17 protein-coding genes are annotated in these 17,585 nt (G+C 69.9%); 8 read left to right on the top strand and 9 right to left on the bottom strand.

The features are described from left to right. Entirely contained in the window at nt 1-699 is a 699-nt protein-coding gene (locus AB0M87_RS13345) for a hypothetical protein (RefSeq protein WP_365852127.1), read from the top strand. 68 nt (nt 700-767) lie between these two features. Here the strand turns inward: AB0M87_RS13345 and AB0M87_RS13340 are convergent, their stop codons facing one another. Together AB0M87_RS13340 and AB0M87_RS13335 are read right to left on the bottom strand one after the other, a co-directional pair. Further along, the gene (locus AB0M87_RS13340; protein WP_365852125.1) at nt 768-2,618 is read right to left on the bottom strand and encodes an alkaline phosphatase family protein; all 1,851 of its coding nucleotides are present in this window, start codon (nt 2,616-2,618) and stop codon (nt 768-770) included. 124 nt (nt 2,619-2,742) lie between these two features. After that, nucleotides 2,743-3,882 (bottom strand): EfeM/EfeO family lipoprotein, encoded by a 1,140-nt coding sequence (locus tag AB0M87_RS13335; RefSeq protein ID WP_365852667.1) that lies wholly within the window; start codon nt 3,880-3,882, stop codon nt 2,743-2,745. 166 nt (nt 3,883-4,048) lie between these two features. On the opposite strand from AB0M87_RS13335, the gene AB0M87_RS13330 reads away from it, so the two are divergent. After that, nucleotides 4,049-4,696, top strand: coding sequence for a maleylpyruvate isomerase N-terminal domain-containing protein (locus tag AB0M87_RS13330; protein WP_365852123.1), 648 nt, complete (start codon nt 4,049-4,051; stop codon nt 4,694-4,696). A gap of 6 nt (nt 4,697-4,702) precedes the next feature. On the opposite strand, the gene AB0M87_RS13325 is transcribed toward AB0M87_RS13330, so the two are convergent. Then, on the bottom strand, nt 4,703-5,320 hold the full coding sequence (locus tag AB0M87_RS13325; protein ID WP_365852121.1) for a helix-turn-helix transcriptional regulator: 618 nt from the start codon (nt 5,318-5,320) through the stop codon (nt 4,703-4,705). Between the two features lie 91 nt (nt 5,321-5,411). Between AB0M87_RS13325 and AB0M87_RS13320 the strand changes: the two genes are divergently transcribed. Further along, a complete protein-coding gene (locus AB0M87_RS13320) occupies nt 5,412-6,077 on the top strand; it encodes a class I SAM-dependent methyltransferase (RefSeq protein ID WP_365852119.1) in 666 nt (221 codons plus the stop codon). A gap of 46 nt (nt 6,078-6,123) precedes the next feature. Next, on the top strand, nt 6,124-7,005 hold the full coding sequence (locus AB0M87_RS13315; protein WP_365852665.1) for a PaaX family transcriptional regulator C-terminal domain-containing protein: 882 nt from the start codon (nt 6,124-6,126) through the stop codon (nt 7,003-7,005). Nucleotides 7,006-7,056: 51 nt separating this feature from the next. Here AB0M87_RS13315 and AB0M87_RS13310 read toward each other — a convergent pair whose 3' ends face one another. The 5 genes from AB0M87_RS13310 to AB0M87_RS13290 form a co-directional block, all read right to left on the bottom strand. Continuing rightward, nucleotides 7,057-8,763 (bottom strand): MFS transporter, encoded by a 1,707-nt coding sequence (locus AB0M87_RS13310; protein ID WP_365852117.1) that lies wholly within the window; start codon nt 8,761-8,763, stop codon nt 7,057-7,059. Between the two features lie 195 nt (nt 8,764-8,958). Then, on the bottom strand, nt 8,959-9,438 hold the full coding sequence (locus tag AB0M87_RS13305; protein ID WP_365852115.1) for an NUDIX domain-containing protein: 480 nt from the start codon (nt 9,436-9,438) through the stop codon (nt 8,959-8,961). A 10-nt stretch (nt 9,439-9,448) separates the two neighbouring features. Beyond that, entirely contained in the window at nt 9,449-11,056 is a 1,608-nt protein-coding gene (lnt, locus tag AB0M87_RS13300; protein WP_365852113.1) for an apolipoprotein N-acyltransferase, read from the bottom strand. Nucleotides 11,057-11,149: 93 nt separating this feature from the next. Then, complete coding sequence (locus AB0M87_RS13295) at nt 11,150-11,689, bottom strand: hypothetical protein (RefSeq protein WP_365852111.1); 540 nt, start codon at nt 11,687-11,689, stop codon at nt 11,150-11,152. Nucleotides 11,690-11,739: 50 nt separating this feature from the next. Further along, complete coding sequence (locus AB0M87_RS13290) at nt 11,740-12,534, bottom strand: aspartate/glutamate racemase family protein (protein WP_365852109.1); 795 nt, start codon at nt 12,532-12,534, stop codon at nt 11,740-11,742. 57 nt (nt 12,535-12,591) lie between these two features. On the opposite strand from AB0M87_RS13290, the gene AB0M87_RS13285 reads away from it, so the two are divergent. Continuing rightward, on the top strand, nt 12,592-13,779 hold the full coding sequence (locus tag AB0M87_RS13285) for a glycosyltransferase (RefSeq protein WP_365852107.1): 1,188 nt from the start codon (nt 12,592-12,594) through the stop codon (nt 13,777-13,779). A 25-nt stretch (nt 13,780-13,804) separates the two neighbouring features. Here AB0M87_RS13285 and AB0M87_RS13280 read toward each other — a convergent pair whose 3' ends face one another. Next, a complete protein-coding gene (locus AB0M87_RS13280) occupies nt 13,805-15,124 on the bottom strand; it encodes a TerD family protein (protein ID WP_365852105.1) in 1,320 nt (439 codons plus the stop codon). Nucleotides 15,125-15,419: 295 nt separating this feature from the next. Here AB0M87_RS13280 and AB0M87_RS13275 point away from each other — a divergent pair, with 295 nt between their 5' ends. From AB0M87_RS13275 to AB0M87_RS13265, 3 genes are all read left to right on the top strand, one after another. Next, a complete protein-coding gene (locus AB0M87_RS13275) occupies nt 15,420-15,869 on the top strand; it encodes a DUF6643 family protein (protein ID WP_365852103.1) in 450 nt (149 codons plus the stop codon). Between the two features lie 43 nt (nt 15,870-15,912). After that, on the top strand, nt 15,913-16,746 hold the full coding sequence (locus tag AB0M87_RS13270) for an MOSC N-terminal beta barrel domain-containing protein (RefSeq protein ID WP_365852101.1): 834 nt from the start codon (nt 15,913-15,915) through the stop codon (nt 16,744-16,746). Nucleotides 16,747-16,914: 168 nt separating this feature from the next. After that, nucleotides 16,915-17,520, top strand: a complete 606-nt coding sequence (locus tag AB0M87_RS13265) for a hypothetical protein (protein ID WP_365852099.1) — start codon at nt 16,915-16,917, stop codon at nt 17,518-17,520. Nucleotides 17,521-17,585 lie beyond the last annotated feature (65 nt).

The raw sequence follows: 17,585 nt of genomic DNA, 5'->3' as shown, positions 1-17,585 counted from the left end.
GTGGCAGCAGGTTCGGCCTCGGCGGACGACGGGATCGGCTCTCTCTCGGCGCAGCAGATCACCCGTCGGGCGCACGATGCCCTGTTCGGAGTGACCTCCCTGCATCTGAGCACCCGGGGCAGCCTCGGGGCACCGGGCACACCGACTTCGATGGACCTCACGCTGGACCGCGCCGCGAACTGCCGGGGATCGGTGAGCCTGGGGAAGCAGGGATCCGTCGAGATCATCAAACGGGGCGACACGGTCTGGATCAAGCCCGACCGGGCGTTCTGGGAGCACCGGGCCCCCCGCGGCAGCGCTGCGGCCAAGCTCTTCGGCGGGCACTATCTCAAGGGCTCCGCGAAGCAGCAGCCCCTCAAGGACATGTCGCAGGTCTGCGATCTGGACGCCTTCCTGAAGGCGACGGGTGACAGCCCCGACCCCTCGCCCGCCAAGCTCACCAAGGGCAAGGAGACGACGGTGCACGGGATCTCCGTGATACCGGTGCGCGGAGTGGTCGGAGACCGCACCGAGACGCTGTACGTCGCCACACACGGGAAGCCGTACCCGGTGCAGCTCTCGGTCCGGGATCATGCCGCGGAGGCAACGATCCGCTTCGCCGACTTCAACAAGCCGGTCCCGTCCAAGACGCCACCGGCGAACCTCACCATTGATCTCTCGACCGCGGGGCGACAGACGGGCCCGGTCGGCGCGGCGTGACGGACGGTACCGGGTGACGGACGGTACTGCGCTGCCCGGTGGGCCGAAGCTCACCGGGCAGCGGAATGTCAGCCGGTGCCCGAACCGGCGCGCCGCCGGACACCCAGGAAGATCCCGGCCCCGGCGAGCACGACCGCCCCGAGCGTGCCGCCGTACAGCAGGCCGTGCTGAGACAGTCCGCTCCCGGCAAGCTCTTCCATGGGGGCGGTGGTCTGCGGGTTGGTGATCCTGGCCGCGACCGGCGCGACCCGGCGGATCGGGCCGACCGATTTGACGGACCCGTCCTTGTTGAGGAGTACCTGTCTGTTGTTGGGATGCCTGAAGTCGAGCATCCCGGTGAGCGATCGGGCCCGGGTGTCGAAGGAGTGGTCACCGATGCGACGGGTGTGCCAGTTCTCCTCGACGAACTTGATGATGGAGGTCTGCTCGGTCCGCGTGTGGTCGATGCTGTTGACCTTGGCGTACGGGGAGATCACCATCATCGGCTGCCGCGCGCCGGGTCCGCAGCGGTCGGCGTATCCGCCGACCGCCTTCGGGCCCTGTCGGCAGGCCGGCGAGTCGACGGTCCTGCCGTTCGACTGCACGGTCGTGTCGTCGGAGCCGTTGAGCGGCTTCGCGTAGACGTGGTCGTACCAGCCGTCCGAGTCGTCGTAGGCGACGACGACCGCGGTGTCCTTCCACTGCGGGGACTGCTGGATCCTGTTGATCTGTCCGACCAGGAAGTCCTGCTCATCGAGCGGATCCGAGTAACCGGCGTGGCCGTCCTGGTAGGCGGACGCCTTCAGGAAGCTCACCGACGGCAGCTTGCCGGACGTGAGCGCCGCGTCGAAGTCCGTCAGATCGTAGTTGTGGTTGGCCCGGCCCGCGTGTCCGATCTCGGCGACGGACTTCGGAGGCAGGTGGTGCGGGTTCGACGTGGATGCGTAGTAGGCGAAGGGGTTGTGGTGCGGGCTGTAGTCCACCACCTGCGCACCGCCGACATTGGCGTGGGTGGTGCCACCGCACTTGGCCAGGTCGCCCTGCTTGCCGTCCCACGGCGTGCTGGGGCGGAAGCCGCCCTGGAACCAGCCCCAGCTCACCTTCTTCTCGTTCAGCCGGTCACCGATGTTCTTGCCACCGAGCTCGGCGAGCGAGGACTGGCTGGTGTGGTCGCTCCCGGAGCAGTCGTCGTAGGCGGGGTCGGGGTCGTTGATCATGGTGCCGACACCGTGCGCGTCGGGGGACGAGACCGCCGCGGGATCGGGTTTGTCGGTCTGCACCGGGTGCTCGGTGGACGATTTCGGATCGGTGGAGACCACCCCGTGTGTCTGACCCGAGACCAGTTCGACCGCGCCCGGCGTCGAAGGGCCGTACGCGGAGCCGAAGGAGTTGTCGTTGAGGCTGTAGTGCTGGGCGTAGTTCCACAGTGCGGTGACGGTGTTGCCGTCGTAGTAGTCCATCGCAAGACCGGGCTCGCCGAAGAGGTTCCCCGAGCACTTGCCGGAGTCGGTGTTCTCCACGAACCTGTCGGCCTTGCCGCCGTTGTACGCGTACTGCTCGGGGCTGTACGCGTGGTTCTGGTCGCAGGTCATGGCCTGTTCGGGGGTGAGCCGCTTGGGCAGGTACTGGTTGGGGTTCTTGTCGAGGAGCCCCGCGGTGCGCAGGTTGTCGATGTCGCGGGGAGTGCGCCCGGACGCGGTGAAGGACGTGCCGTCGGTGTTCGCGGCCTCGGGGTAGGTCGCGAAGTAGTGGTCGAACGAGATGTTCTCGTCGAAGATCACCACCAGATGCTTGATGGGTGTGGCCGTGGGATGTCCCGGATGGTGGGCACCGGGTGGTGCGGCCCAGGTCGGAGCGGCCCCACCGAGCACGGTGAGCGCGGCGGCTCCCGCCAGGGCCGCCCAGCGGCGTGCGGCTGTTCTTCTGCCCGTGTTGCCCATACGGTTCCGCCTTCCAGTGCTGACCGGATGCGCCTGCGACGCGCCTGTGAAGCCTGTGTACCACCGACCACACCCGCCACACCACGATGGGCACGAAAGTCGATCGTGATCGACTGACACCCCGTCACGACCTCCGTACGTCGCAGAGGGCGGCGACATCCGCCAGTCGCTCCACGAGTCCGCCGACGGCGGCGTTCACCTTTTCGCGCTCCCCTCGGCCGAGCTTGTCGAGCGGTGTCCACCGGCCTTGGTGGCGGTGTCCGTCCAGCACCTGCTGCGTACGGTCAAGTTCGCTGTCGAGTGCCGTGAGTTCCGGGTAGCGGCTGGTGAGCAGGGGGCGCAGCCGGGAGAGCACGGCCCGGGTTCCGTCGAGATTGGCGCGGGCGGTCGCGAGGTTGCTGCCGCTGCCGTAGTCGGTGCGGCCGGTCAGCTCGAACTGCACGGTGTTCTCCAGGATCTCGTGCGCGCGCACGCCCAGGTCGATCGGGTCCATCCGCGACCGGCTCCAGTCCTTGCGCAGTGTCCGTACGTCCTTGACCAGCCGGTCCGCGAACGGGCGCAGGGCGGCCGCCGACTCGCCGTGCCACAGGCCGTACTCGATGCGGTGGAAGCCGGTGAAGTCACGGTCGTGCACGCCGCCGGCCAGGCCTGCCGTGCTGCCGTTGATCGTCGCGTCGGCGTCACCGAAGGTGCCGTAGGCGGCGCCCATCCGCTCGTACACGAGATGGGCAGGCAACCACGCCGTGCGGGCCTGTGCCAGATCACCGGCCCTGACGGCACTGCGGAGTTGCTCGGTGCAGCGCACGAGATCGTCCATCCGGCCGGTCACCCAGGTCTGGTAGCTCAGGGTCGGTGGGATCAGGTCGTGCTCGCTCACCGGAACGGCAGCGGGGCCGCCGGCGTCGTCTTCCGAAGCGCTTCCGCGCGGCCCGGCAGGGACCCGGACCGTCGGTCCGGTGACCGGCGAACCGTCGTCGGGATAACAGGCGAAGGCGTAGGACCCTCCCGCGATGTCCGCCCACAACGGACGCGTGGTGCCGGGTCCCAGTCCCTCGATCTCGCCGTACACCGCGCCGCCGTGCGCTTGCTTCAGGTACACCTCGACGGGTGTGCCCGAGGTGTTGTGCACGTCGAAGACCTGGTTGCCCGCGTGCGGGTCCTGCCAACCGGCTCCGCAGCCGCCCGCCGAGGCCTCGACGCGGGTATGCCGCAAACCGTCCACCGATCTGACGGCAGGGTGCTTCGGATGGTGTGCCAACCCCATCCCCACCGCCGCGAGCAGGACCAGAGCGGCCACCAGCGCCCCGCCGCCCGCCACCAGCGCACGCCTCGAAGGGCGGGGGACGCTCCGATCCGGCACACCGGCCTCCTGACGCAGCGGCGCAATGGGCGAACGCCATGGTAGACGGGTGGACGCTACCGTTCCCTGCATGCCTCGAACAATCGATCCCGCACCGGTGACCGCAGATGACCTCCGGAGCGCCGTCCGGCTCGCCGTCACCACGCTGCGGGACGCACCCCCGTCGGCGTGGGACCGCAACGCCGGTTCTCTGGAGTGGGACTGCTGGGAAACCGTGGAGCACCTCAGCGACGACCTCTTCGCCTATGCGGCCCAACTCGGTCCGGAAATACCAGCCTTGGACGGAGAAGTCCCCTTCGTCTGGAAGAGTCGGCGGCCCGGCGGCCCGGCGAACGCGATTCACGCGGACCGCGCCGCGGGCCCCGATGGCCTGCTGCAGGTGCTGGAGGCCAGCGGCGCGCTGCTCGTCGCCATGGTGCGTACGACGGCGCCGACGGTCCGCTCCTACCACGGTTTCGGGGTCTCGGACCCGGAGGGGTTCGCGGCGATGGGCGTGGTGGAGACTCTCGTCCATACCCACGATCTGGCCGAAGGGCTCGGGCTCGCGTTCCGCGCACCCGACGATCTGTGTGCGCGCGTCCTGGCGCGGCTGTTCCCGGACGCGCCGGAGTCCACCGACCGCTGGGGCACCCTGCTGTGGGCCACCGGGCGCACAGAACTGCCCGGCCGCCCCCGCCTCACCAGCTGGCGCTGGTACGGGGCGCCCAGGCCCCGGTGACCGCCCTCAGCTCGCGTCCTCGCTGTCGGCGGCCCTTTTGCCCGCGGGACGGGCGCGTACGTGCATCCGCTCGCCCTGCTTCCCGAACAGGCTGAGGAACTCGACCGGTTCCGGCCCCGCGTTGGCGAAGGCGTGCGGAGTGCGGGTGTCGAACTCGGCCACTTCGCCGGCGGTGAGGACCATGTCGTGTTCGCCCAGGACCAGCCGGAGCTTGCCGGACAGCACGTAGAGCCAGTCGTAGCCCTCGTGCACGCGCTGCTCCAGCTCCCCGGTGCACTTCGGTCCCGGGGGGAGCACCTGCTTGTAGGCGTTCAGTCCGCCCAGGTGCCGGGTCAGCGGAATGAAGGTCATGCCCTGGCGGGTATAGGGGCGGGGGTGCACCCGGGGATCGCCGGTCTGCGGCGCGTCCACCAGTTCACCCAGAGGTACACCGTGTGCCTTGGCCAGCGGCAACAGCAACTCCAGGGTCGGTTTGCGCTGCCCGGACTCCAGGCGGGAGAGCGTACTGAGCGAGATCCCGGTGGCCGCGCTGAGCTGGGCCAGGGTGGTGTCACGCTGTCGGCGCAGCGCCCGCAGACGGGGGCCCACCGCGCTCAGGACGCTTGCGAGGTCGTTCTCTGCCATGCCCCCATTTGCCGACTTGGCAAGAACCTTTGTCAAGCGGTAGGGCTCTGACCGACTATCCGATCCAGGAACAGCAGAGAGGGAAACGCAGATGAACGAGTACCGCACCGAGCGCCCCACCGAGGACGACATCGCTCCGTCAGAGGCGGAATTCTGGGATGCGCGCTACCGCGAGAGCGACCGGATCTGGAGTGGCAACCCGAACACCACGCTGGTCCGCGAGACCGCCGGTCTGCGAGCGGGCAACGCACTGGACCTTGGCTGCGGCGAAGGGGCCGACGCGATCTGGCTCGCGCAGCAGGGCTGGAGCGTGACCGCCACCGACATCTCCGGCGTCGCCCTCGACCGTGCTGCCCGGCACGCCACGGCAGCCGGTGTCGCCGAGCGGGTCGACTGGCAGCAGCACGACCTCGGCAGCAGCTTCCCGGCGGGTGTCTTCGATCTCGTCTCCGCACACTTCCTGCACTCGCACGGTGATCTGCCACGCGAGCAGATCCTCCGGACGGCCGCGGGAGCGGTGGCTCCCGGCGGCGTGCTGCTGATCGTCGGGCATGCCGGCTGGCCCGCCTGGGAGAGCGCACCGGATCACGACGTGCATTTCCCCACGCCCGAGGAGGTCCTGAGCTCTCTGCGACTCCCGGACGGGCAGTGGGAGGTGCTGGTCAGCGGGGAGCACGAGCGCATCCAGAACGACCCGGAAGGACGGCCCACCACCCGCACGGACAACACCCTCAAGCTCCGGCGTTCGGCGGGATGAGCCGGGCGAGAGGAACCGGCACGGCAGATATCCTGTTCATGTGACGATCGCCGCAGCAGCAGAAGACCCCGGTGAGGGAGAATCAACCGCCGTCTCGGCACAGCCTCGACAGTTCATCGTGACGGTGTACGGCCTGTACTCCCGAACCGACGGCGGCTGGCTCTCGGTGGCGTCCCTGATCAGCCTGCTTGCGGACCTGGGCATCGACGCGCCCGCCGTACGGTCCTCCATCTCCCGCCTCAAACGGCGAGGCATCCTCCAGGCCGAGCGACGTGGCGGTACAGCCGGCTACGCGCTCTCGGGCGAGGGTCTCTCGGTGCTGCGGGAGGGCGACCACCGGATCTTCCGGCGGCAGCGCGCGACGCTCGCCGACGGCTGGTTGCTGGCCATGTTCTCCGTACCGGAGTCGGAGCGCAGCAAACGGCATCTGCTGCGCTCCCGGCTGACCCGACTGGGATTCGGCACGGCCGCGTCGGGGGTGTACATCGCGCCCGCTCATCTGTACGACACGACCGCGGAGATGCTGCGGCGTCTCGAGCTGGACGGTTACGCGGATCTCTTCCGTGCCGACCACCTGGCTTTCGACAACCTCGACGACAAGGTCCGGCAGTGGTGGGACCTGGGTCGACTGGAGCGGCTGTCGCACGAGTTCGTCCAGCAGTACGCCACCGTGCTGGACCGTGTAGCCAACTCAAGGCCATGTGTTGGGGCGGAGCGTTCACCCGCTCCGGACGAGCGGGCTGCCTTCGTCGACTACGTACGGGTACTGACGGACTGGCGGCAGTTGCCGTATCTCGACCCGGGGCTTCCCCGGGAACTGCTGCCGGCCGACTGGGCCGGCATCCGGGCGGCGGACCTGTTCTTCACACTGCAGACGCGACTGGAGACGAGCGCCCGCAACTATGTGACGGCGGCGCTTGCCCGCTGACCGCCGGCGAGCGGGCCGGGCCGCGCACCAGGTGCACGGCCCGGTCCGCGGTCAGGCCTTCGCCGAGGCCAGTGCGGCCAGCTCGCGGTCCACCACCGCCTGGTGTTCCTCGGCGTCCTGGCGGGCCTTCTTCGGGCTCCACCGGCCGGCCATCACGAAGACGAACGGCAGGAAGAGGATCTGACCACCGACGCAGATCCACCACCAGGTGCGCCATTCGCCGGGGCCCTCCTTCGCCGCCTTCTGCACCCGTGGGCCGTACTCCTGCAACACCTTGAGCTGCGGCTGCGCCTTCTGCACCAGGGCGAGATCCGCCGGCCCGACCTCCTTGACCGCGCGGGCCCCGAGGTCGGCCGGCAGGGTGGCAGGGGTGTATTTGCCCATCTCGGCGAAGAGCTGCGGATGTGCTTCGACCACCTCGAGGGCGGGTCCGGCCTGCGCCTGGGCGGCCGTCACCTGGGCGCCGTGCTCCACCAGCGGAGTGACCGAGGTGACGACCACCGGAATGCAGGCGGAGGACACCGCGACGACGATGCGGATGGTCCAGCCCCATACCGCGAGACCGGCCGCGGTCGCCGCCGGATTGCGCTTCTCCACTGTCTCGGTGAAGCTCGCCATCCACGGTGCGTAGGCGATCCCGCTGAAGATCCCGATCCCGATGAAGAGCCAGGCGAAGGTGTAGTAGCCGGTCCCCGGGTGGGTGGCCCGGGTCGCGAAGACCGCAGTGGCCACCACCGTGCCGACGGCTCCGACGATCATGAAAGGTTTACGGACCTTCAGCCGGTCCGACAGCAGGCCCACCAGAACCAGCGCGATGGCGTTGGCCCCCCAGTACCAGTTGGCCAGCCCATTGGTGCGCTGCTCACTGAAGCCGTAGTTGGTGGCGAAGTAGACCACGAAGTTACCGACCGCCGCGAAGTACAGCAGCAGGAAGGCGGAGATCGCGAAGGCGGATCCCAGGATGTCCGGGCGGAGCATCTGCCGCCACTCCCCGCGGCGTAGTGTCTCCGTGTCGAGCCCCTTGGCGCGCGCCTCGACCAGGACACGGTCCCGCAGGCTCACCATGATCTGGTCACGCAGCCCCGGTGACAGCTCACGGAGGGCGAAGAGTGCCACGGCGAACACGACGAGGCCGGCGATCGCCGAGTACCGCAGCTCCTCCTGCCAGCTGGACGTGGCGAGGGTGTTGCTGGTGACCGTGGTGACCACCAGGCTGCCCACCACCGGGCCCATCGTCCAGTACCCCATCGCGGTGGCCCGCCCCAGCTGCGGTGAGAAGTCTCTGATCAGCGCGGGGGTGGCCACCAGCACGATGCCCTCGATAAAGCTGACCAGCGCGAAGAGCACCAGGTAGACGCTCTTGTCCGAGGCGTTCGGCAATCCGAAGAGGACCAGCAGAGCGGCCACCAGCAAGCCGTAGACGACCAGGTTGGCCCGGCCCCAGCGGTCCGCGAGACCCGCCAGCAGGGAGGCGAAGGCCCCGATCGCGTTGCCGATCACCGACACCCAGATGAAGTACCGGTAGGTCATGTGGAAGTGCGTGATGATCGAGGTGGCCACCGCGTACTGGATGTACAGCATGTAATAGAGCACGACGGTGGTGACGACCACGATCGCCAGATAGACCATGCGCGGACCGGTCGGCGGATACTCCGCCAGGTCACGGCGGTACAACCGGGCGAACGGGCCGCGCGGACCGCCCACCGGAACATCGGGCGCGGCTCTGTCGGCGTCGAACGGCGTCGGAACGGCGGACATACGACCTCCTGGGGATCACGAAACCGGGTGCGCTGCATCGGTGCGACGAGAACGCAGTGCGGCCCGGCGCCGAGAGTGTGGCCAGAGAGTAGTACCGACTGGTCGGTACGCATAGGGTCGCGGCAGAGCTTTCCCCCGAGCACGGTCGCAGAGGGGGAAGATGCCGTGGGTCCGGCTACGGGGCTCCCGCCCGTGCTATTCCACGGTGGGCGGTTCGAACCAGGTGGGTTCGTCGGCGAGGGCCCGCTTGATCCTGGTCAGCGCGAAATCTCCGAGCTCGGGGAGGGCGTCCACGGTGAACCAGCCGACGTCCAGTGACTCGTCGTCGTTGACGCGGGCGCGGCCGCCGGTCGCCCGGCAGAGCAGGCTGATGTCCATGAACTGGCACCGGTCACCGTTGGGGTACTGAATCTCCTTGAGCGCCTGGACCAGGATCACCCGCTCCGGTACGCACCGGACGGCCGTCTCCTCGTAGACCTCCCGGACGGCGGCGTCCGCGGGCTGCTCTCCCGGCTCGGGGATGCCACCGATGATCGACCACTTTCCGGTGTCGGCGCGCCGGCCGAGCAGCACCCGGCCCTCGTCATCGAGGACGACGGCGCTCACCCCGGGCAGCAGAAGCAGCTGTTGGCCTGCGGTGGCACGGATTTCTCGGATGAAGTCGGGAGTAGCCATGTCCGGAACCCTACGGGCGGCTGCGGCGGGACCTCACCGTGCGCGTCGCCGCCCAGCCGAGTCCGCCGGCGGCGACCGCCACCAGCAGCCACTCCGGCAGGGTGCCGAGCCGGGTCGCGGGGGTCTGCGAGGAGCGCTTGGGGACTTCGGCGACCAGGGCGGCGGCGGTGAACATCTTGGTCTTCCGGGCGATCGAACCGTCCGGCCTGATGACCGCGCTCACCCCGGTGGTGACGGGGACCATCACGGCCCGGCTGTGCTCGACGGCCCGTACCCGCGACATGGCGAGCTGCTGGTAGGTCATCTCGCTGCGGTCGAACGTGGCGTTGTTGCTCGGTACGGAGATGATCTGGGCGCCCGCCTTCACCTGGTCCCGGACCGCCCAGTCGAATGCGGCCTCGTAGCAGGTGACGGGACCGACCCTGGTCCCTGCCATCTCGAAATCGGCCGGCTTGTGACCGGGTACGAAGTCCTTGCGGACCAGGTCGACGTCGGAGCTGAAGATCCGGAAGAAGGACCGGTAGGGCATGTACTCGCCGAACGGCTGGAGCTGCCGCTTGTTGTAGGTGTCGACGGGGCCCCTCACCGGGTCCCAGAGGATCTGCTGGTTGAGTGGCGAGCCCGTGCCGTTCTCCGGGGTGACCACGGCGCCGACCGAGATCGGCGCTTTGATCGCCTTGGCCGCCCGGTCGATCTCGTCGTAGGCGTCGGCATTCAGGTACGGGTCGATGTCGGAGGAGTTCTCCGGCCACAGCACCAGATCGGGCTGCTCGGCACGGCCCGCCTTGATGTCGGCGGCGAGCTTCAGCGTCTCCCGTACGTGGTAGTCGAGCACCGCCCGGCGCTGGGACGCGAAGTCGAGCCCCATCCGGGGCACGTTGCCCTGGATGAGCGCGACGGTGGCGGTGCCGTCCTCCGCGCTGTTGTCGACCAACGGCAGCGCGGCGAACCCCGCCACGACCGGCATGACGGCCAGCACCGCGGCGGTGAGGACTCTGCGGTCGAGCAGCTGCCGCAGGGCGGCCCAGTGCCGTACGGCATCGGCCAGACCGAAACCGCAGAGGACGACGGCGAAGCCCAGCAGCGGAGTACCGCCGACGGCGGCCAGCGGCAGGAACACCCCTTCGGGCTGCCCGAAGGCGACCTTGCCCCACGGGAAACCGCCGAACGGCGCCCGGGCCCGGGCCGCCTCGACGGCGATCCACACCCCGGCCGCCCACAGTGGTGCCAGCGGAAGCCGGGAGACATAGGCGATCCCCGCTCCCGCCGCGGCGATGAACAGCGCCTCGACCGCTGCGAGCCCCAGCCAGGGGCCCGGGCCGACCTCCACCCCGGTCCACACCAGCAGCGGCAGCAGGTAGCCGAGCCCGGCGAGGTAACCGAGCCCCAGACCGGCCCAGGCCCGCCTGCCGTACAGCGCGAGGCCGAGGACCGTGAAGGCGAACGGCGCCAGCCACCACAGCGGCCGCGGCGGGAAACTCGCGTACAGCAGCAGCCCTGACAGGGCTGCTGCGGCCGGCCGGACCAGAGCGCGGGCCGGCCGGCGGCCGCGCGATGTGCTGGAGGGCTGCGGGGCGAGCTGGTCCGGCTCGTCGAGAGGGGTGATGGGGGCGCTCACCAGGCGGAGTCTACGGTGGCGCACCGCTCGGGCGGGAGTCCGGTCCGCACGACGGACGGAGGGCGGGGTCCGCCCGGTCCGCCGGCACCACTCTCAGGCCCCGGAGGGCCTTCCGCCGGGCGACAGGCGGAGCCGGTCACGGAGGATGCGGACGCCGGCCTCCGCGTCGTCGACCGTGACGGTGAAACTCCGCCCGTCACCGAGGGTGAGAACGAGTCCTTCCCCGCGGCGCACCACCACGGCCATGCCGTTCTCCGGGTGCCAGCGGTATCCCCATCCGCCCCACTGACGGGGGGTCACTCTCGGGGCGAACTCCGCGCCGACCACATGGGCGAGCAGGATGCGCCTGCGCGGCACGCCCATGTATCCGCAGCGCACCTCGAAGCAGTCCTCGTCGATGTGCACCGCCACATGGACGAAGGCGAGCGTGCCGTAGAGCATCAGCAGGCCGGCGGCGACACAGCCGACCACGGCCATCGCCAGCGGCACGTTGCCCGAGGTCCAGGCGGAGTCCACCGCCAGTTCGATACCGAGGGCCAGGCACGCCGCGCCGGCGGCCGAGAGCAGCCACTGCGCACGGTTGGTCGCACGGCCGGTCCAGACCCGGGGAGGGGGCTCGATGGGGTCCGTCATGCGTTGCAGCGTACCCATCATCCGGGGACCCGGCTGTGACGCGTCGGGGGCTATCCGGTTCGGACCGCCGCGCCGACCGCCCGCAGCAGCAGGCCTTCCGGGTACCGCAGCGCCTCGGCCGGCAGCTCCGCCGGGCGTCCGCTGAGCAGCACGGTGAGGACGCCGCTGGGCGCGGCCTGGGGAGCGGGTCCGGCGCCGATACGGCGCAACGCCTGCGCGGTCACGGCGCCGGCCGACCCGTACAGGTCGACGTCCGGCCCTTCCGGGCGCCGGACGGCCGTGCGGATCCGCTCGGCCACCAGCTCGAAGTGGGTGCAGCCGAGGACGACGGCCCGTACACCCGATGGAGTGAGGGCGGCCGCGGCGGCGACGGCGCGGCCGATGGCGTCCTCGTCGGCGTGCTCGACCGCGTCGGCCAGTCCCGGGCAGGGCACTTCGGTGACTTCGGCGCCGGTCGCGAACCGGCGGATCAGGTCACGCTGATAGGGGCTGCCGGTGGTCGCCGGGGTCGCCCAGATGGCCACCGATCCGCCGTCCGCGGCGGCCGGCTTGATGGCGGGCACCGTGCCGATGACCGGAATGTCGGGCTCCAGTTCGGCGCGCAGCGCGGACAGTGCGTGGACGGACGCGGTGTTGCAGGCGACGATCAGTGCGTCGGGCCGGTGTTCGGCGGCGGTCCTCGCCACGGCCAGCGCGTGAGCCGTGATGTCATGCGGGGCGCGGGGGCCCCAGGGCATTCCGTCGGGATCGCAGGAGAGCACCAGATCGGCGTCGGGCCGCAGCTCCCGCACCACGGCGGCCGCCGCGAGCAGTCCGATTCCTGAATCCATCAGTGCGATCTTCACCCGGTCACCTTAGTCGACGGCCCGCGTGCACCGGCCTCGGTGGGGCAGACTGCGCGGATGAGCGTCGTTGCCTGGATCGCCGTCGGATCGCTGGCCGTATGGATGTGGCTGCTGCTGGGGCAGGGCCTGTTCTGGCGTACGGACCAGCGGCTGCCGCCGCGTACCGATCCGGCCGACTGGCCCTCCGTGGCCGTGGTGGTGCCGGCGAGGGACGAGGCGGCGGTCCTCCCGATGAGTCTGCCCTCGCTCCTGGCACAGGACTACCCGGGCGACGCCGAGATCTTCCTGGTCGACGACGGCAGCACCGACGGGACCGGCGAGCTGGCCGGAGCCCTGGCGGCACGGGGCCGCGGTTTGCCGCTCACCGTGGTCTCCCCCGGCGAACCCCCTGCCGGCTGGACCGGGAAGCTGTGGGCGCTCCGGTACGGAATCGAGCTGGCCCGGGCGCACGAGCCGGAGTACCTGCTGCTGACGGACGCCGATATCGCGCATGAACCGGACAGCCTCCGCGAGTTGGTGTCGGCCGCCGTGTCGTGCGACCTCGATCTGGTCTCGCAGATGGCGCGGTTGCGCGTGGCGAGCCTCTGGGAGCGCCTGGTGGTGCCCGCCTTCGTGTACTTCTTCGCCCAGCTCTACCCCTTCCGGTGGGTCAACAGGCCGGGCGCCACCGCTGCCGCGGCCGGCGGCTGCGTGCTGCTGCGCACCGCGGCCGCCGAACGGGCGCGCATCCCCGACTCCATCAGGCAGGCCGTGATCGACGATGTGTCACTCGCCAGGGCTGTGCAGCGCAGTGGCGGCCGCATCTGGCTCGGCCTCGCCGAACGAGTGGACAGCGTGCGCCCGTATCCCGGCCTCGGCGATCTGTGGCGGATGATCTCGCGGAGTGCCTATGCGCAGCTCCGGCACAACGTTCTGCTGCTCCTGGGCACCGTCCTCGGCCTTGCGCTGATCTATCTGGCGCCGCCCGTCACCCTGGTGGCCGGGCTGCGGTCGCACGACGCGCCGGCCGCCTGGGCGGGGGGACTCGCCTGGCTGGTGATGGCGGGCACCTATCTGCCGATGCTGCGTTACTACCGGCAGTCGCTGTGGCCGGCGCCGCTGCTGCCGTTCACCGCGCTGCTGTATCTCCTGATGACGGTGGATTCGGCGGTTCAGCACTACCGTGGGCGGGGCGCCGCCTGGAAGGGCAGGACCTACGCCCGGCCCGAGCGGAATGCCGGCCCCGAGGCGGCTCGAGACCACTGACGCGGCCCCCATTCGCCGGACGGCTCTACTTCCTCCCGGGAGTCCAGTTCATTCCCCAGCCGTAAGCCTGGTCGACCGTACGCTGCGGGCTGACCCGGCGGTCGGGCACCAGGTACCGGGCCTCGCGCTGGACGACGAGGTCGCCGCCGTTGTTGGTGATCAGGGCGAGCGCGCAGACCGTGGACGGCACGGTGCACTCGTCGAGCGAGAAGTCGATCGCCGCGCCGTGCTGCGGCTGGAGGGTGACCGTCGCATGCAGGTCGGCGAAGCTCCTGGCCCCCTCGTAAATCGTCACGAAGACGAGAATCCGGCGGAGTTGGTCCATCCGGTCGAGGTTGATCGTGATGTTCTCGCCGGTGGACACGGAACCGGTGCGGTCGTCACCGTCGAGGTGGATGTACGGCGGCCGGCTCAGCGACCCGAAGGCGTTACCCAGCGCCTGGACGACGCCTTTCCGGCCGTCGGTCAGCTCGTACAGCGCGCAGAGGTCGAGGTCGAGGTCGGCATGCATGGCTACCGCCCTGCCGAGCTTGGCACCCCAGCTCTTGAACTGCTTGCGCACCTCCCAGTTCAGATTGATCCGCATGGAGCCCGAGGTGCCGCCCTGTTTGGCGAGGGAGACTCTGGGTGCCTCCTTCGTGAGGGTGACCTTGCTGAGCCGTACCGGCGACGGCGTCGGCGCGGTCGCGGGCGGCGGCGGTGCGGGAGCCGCTTGCGGTGTCACGGGTGGAGGCGTCGGGGGTGCGGGTGGAGCGGGCGGGGGCGGGGCGGGCGGCGTCATGGGGGCGGGCATCGTCGGGGCGGCTGGAGCGGGCTGCCGGCCCTCGTCCACGCTGATCCCGAAGTCCGTGGCCAGCCCTTCGAGCCCGCTGCCGTATCCCTGCCCGACCGCGCGGAACTTCCAGGCACCCTGGCGCCGGTAGAGCTCACCGAGCAGGAAGGCCGTCTCGACCGTGGCGTCCTGGCTGTCGAACCGTGCGATCTCCGCGCCGCTCGCGGCGTCGAGCAGCCGGATGCAGAGACCGGGGACTTGTCCGAAGGTACCGCCGTCGGCCGATGCGGCGAGGACCACACGGTCCACGGCGCCCTCCACCCGGGTGAGGTCGACGGCGAGGGTATCGGTCATCAGATCGTCGACCGGCCTCTTTCCTTCGTGACGGACCGAGCCGGAAGCGTGCGCCGGCTGGTTGTAGAACACGAAGTCGGCGTCGGTACGCACCTTCCCCGACACCAGCAGGAGTGCCGACGCATCGACGTCCGGGACTCCCGGGCCCGGCCTCCAACCCAATTCGACCCGCACGGCCTGAGCCGACACAGGAACGTTGGTTCCCTTAAGCATTGACATGCTCGCCCCCAACTGGCGCCGTGAAGCCGAAATCTTGCGCACCACCAACCTAATCGCAGGTGTCCCGGGTGCGCTGCTCCTAGCGCTGCCGAGCGATCCGGGAAGATCGTCGGTCGGCGCACCCGCAACCCGTCGGTAACCCGCCGCGAGCAGGCCACTACCTGATTCGATCCCACGAGGACGACCGTTTTTGCCAAGTTCGCTCGCATTGGGGATCCACAGTCACTCGCAACACGCGAAACAACCCTCTTATCGGTCTCCCCAATCAGCACATCGTGGGCTTTACTTATGTGCCATGACGTCCCCCCGTGCGACCTACGGCGGCGGTTACTACTCCGCGCCGTCTTTCCCGGACACCCCTATCTACGATTCTCTCGTCGCAGAGCGGGGCACCCCTCAGATCGCTCCGATCCGAGTCCCGTCCGCTTACGACACCGGCAACAGTTATCTGCCGGCTCTGCCGTCCGCATTGCCCGCGCTGCCCGCCGGCCCCTCCCAGCACGCCCCCGCCTACGGTTATCCGCAGGCCATGGCACAGCCGGTGCCGATGCAGCACGCGCAGGCCCCGTACATCCCGCAGCAGGCCTCGGCCCCCCGCGGTTATCCGGGACCTCAGCAGTACCCCCAGCAGCAGCGTCCGGCGGGCGGTGCCGGTTACGAGGCGATGCGCCCGGTGACGCAGCGTCCAGCGCCCGCGCCGTACGAGGATCCGTACAACCGCCCGTATCCGGGGCGCGGATACTGAGCCGCCGCTGAGCAACTCGGCGCCGGGTGGCAGGATGCGTGACATGCCTGAACCCGGTCGCGCAGTCCTGCAGAGCATCCACGTGTATCCGGTCAAGTCCCTCGCGGGGCAGGCGCCGGACTCGGTAGTCGTCGAGCCCTGGGGGCCGGCCGGAGATCGCCGGTGGATGCTGGTGGACGCAGCAGGTACGGTCGTCACCCAACGCCAGCAGCCACGCCTGGCGTTGGCCGGTGCGGAGGCGCTGTCCGACGGGGGAATACGGCTGTCCGCGCCCGGCTGCGAGCCCCTGAGCCTTCCTGTGCCGGGGCCGGCAGACACCATCGGTGTGCGGCTTTTCGGTGACAAGATCGAGGTTGTCCCGGCGTCCGCCTGCGCACATGAGTGGTTCAGCACCTATCTCGGCACTGATGTGCGGCTCGTCCACCTCGACGACCCCGCGCGCCGTCGCGCGATCGATCCGCGGTTCGCGCGGCCCGGTGAGACGGTCAGTCTCGCCGACGGCTATCCGCTGCTGGTCACCACGACTGCTTCGCTGGACGCGCTCAACTCGCTCATCGCGCAGGGTGATCACCCCGACGAGGGCCCGCTGCCGATGGATCGTTTCCGGCCGAGTCTGGTCGTGGCCGGTGCGGAGCCCTGGGCGGAGGACGACTGGCTGCGCATCGCCGTCGGCGGCATCCCGTTCCGCGTGGTCAAACCGTGCGGGCGCTGTGTCGTGACCACCACCGACCAGCTCACCGCTGAGCGGGGCAAGGAGCCGCTGCGCACTCTCGCCCGCCACCGCCGCGTGGACAGTGACCTGCTGTTCGGCCAAAACCTCATCCCCGAGCTGACGGGTGTCATCCGGGTCGGCGATCCGGTGCACATCTTGGAATGACATGGACCCGGCCGTGAGTGAGATCCATCTCGAATGAGATCCCTCTCCCAGGGAACTCACAGGGAGTAGGGGCACGTTGGAAGGGGCGAGGTTCTCTCTCTCCGCTCCATCCGCGCGCAGGCCGTCGTCCCGTGGGGCCGAGACGGACGTGGAAGGGGTGCAGGGACCGTGCGAACAGCTTCCGGCGTGTGGCGCTGGCGGCACAACCCGCTGCGCCGCGGGACCGACCTGGCCGAGGCCTGGGTGGCACTTGCCGCCTTGGTGATGATCGTGCTGGCGGGTCCGCTCGTGGGCTGGTTCTGCGGCGCGTTCGTGGACCGCGCGCTGGGTGACGTTGCGCGGGTTCAGCACCTCCATCGCCATCCGACGACCGCCACGGTGATCCGTGCGCTGCCCACCCGCTCCGCGGTGCCGAACCCCGACGGGATCGCCGACGCCATTCCGCGCGGCCGGGCCGCCGCACACTGGACGGGCGTGGACGGAAGCCGGCACACCGGCGCGCTCTCCACCGTCAAGCGTCATGACTCCCCCGGTAACCGACTGCGGATATGGACCGACGATCACGGGGAGATCGTCACGCGGCCCATGACACCGTCCACGGCACGGGCTCACGCGGTACTCGCCGGATTCGGTGCCGCCGCGGCGACGGCGGGAGTCATCGTGGCAGGCCGGCGACTGGTCGTGTGGCGGCTCGTGCGGCGACGCTACGTACAGATCGACCGGGACTGGGCCGAAGCCGGTCCCGACTGGGGACGGACCGGAACCGGCAGCTGAGACCGGTGCTTGCGTCAACTCCCGCGTCCCGCGCGCGCTACGGTGGGACGAGATCCGTCGCGTAC

This window comes from Streptomyces sp. NPDC051320 (assembly GCF_040682175.1).
Lineage (GTDB): Bacteria > Actinomycetota > Actinomycetes > Streptomycetales > Streptomycetaceae > Streptomyces.
This window is presented reverse-complemented; position numbering and strand designations above follow the sequence as displayed.

Excerpts from the sequence above, each read along its gene's own strand:
- AB0M87_RS13275 (WP_365852103.1), top strand. The coding sequence starts at position 15,420 with ATGACGTCCCCCCGTGCGACCTACGGCGGCGGTTACTACTCCGCGCCG.
- AB0M87_RS13335 (WP_365852667.1), bottom strand. The coding sequence starts at position 3,882 with ATGGGGTTGGCACACCATCCGAAGCACCCTGCCGTCAGATCGGTGGAC.
- AB0M87_RS13280 (WP_365852105.1), bottom strand. The coding sequence starts at position 15,124 with ATGTCAATGCTTAAGGGAACCAACGTTCCTGTGTCGGCTCAGGCCGTG.
- AB0M87_RS13325 (WP_365852121.1), bottom strand. The coding sequence starts at position 5,320 with ATGGCAGAGAACGACCTCGCAAGCGTCCTGAGCGCGGTGGGCCCCCGT.
- AB0M87_RS13320 (WP_365852119.1), top strand. The coding sequence starts at position 5,412 with ATGAACGAGTACCGCACCGAGCGCCCCACCGAGGACGACATCGCTCCG.
- AB0M87_RS13330 (WP_365852123.1), top strand. The coding sequence starts at position 4,049 with ATGCCTCGAACAATCGATCCCGCACCGGTGACCGCAGATGACCTCCGG.
- AB0M87_RS13285 (WP_365852107.1), top strand. The coding sequence starts at position 12,592 with ATGAGCGTCGTTGCCTGGATCGCCGTCGGATCGCTGGCCGTATGGATG.
- AB0M87_RS13305 (WP_365852115.1), bottom strand. The coding sequence starts at position 9,438 with ATGGCTACTCCCGACTTCATCCGAGAAATCCGTGCCACCGCAGGCCAA.
- AB0M87_RS13295 (WP_365852111.1), bottom strand. The coding sequence starts at position 11,689 with ATGACGGACCCCATCGAGCCCCCTCCCCGGGTCTGGACCGGCCGTGCG.
- AB0M87_RS13340 (WP_365852125.1), bottom strand. The coding sequence starts at position 2,618 with ATGGGCAACACGGGCAGAAGAACAGCCGCACGCCGCTGGGCGGCCCTG.
- AB0M87_RS13270 (WP_365852101.1), top strand. The coding sequence starts at position 15,913 with ATGCCTGAACCCGGTCGCGCAGTCCTGCAGAGCATCCACGTGTATCCG.
- AB0M87_RS13310 (WP_365852117.1), bottom strand. The coding sequence starts at position 8,763 with ATGTCCGCCGTTCCGACGCCGTTCGACGCCGACAGAGCCGCGCCCGAT.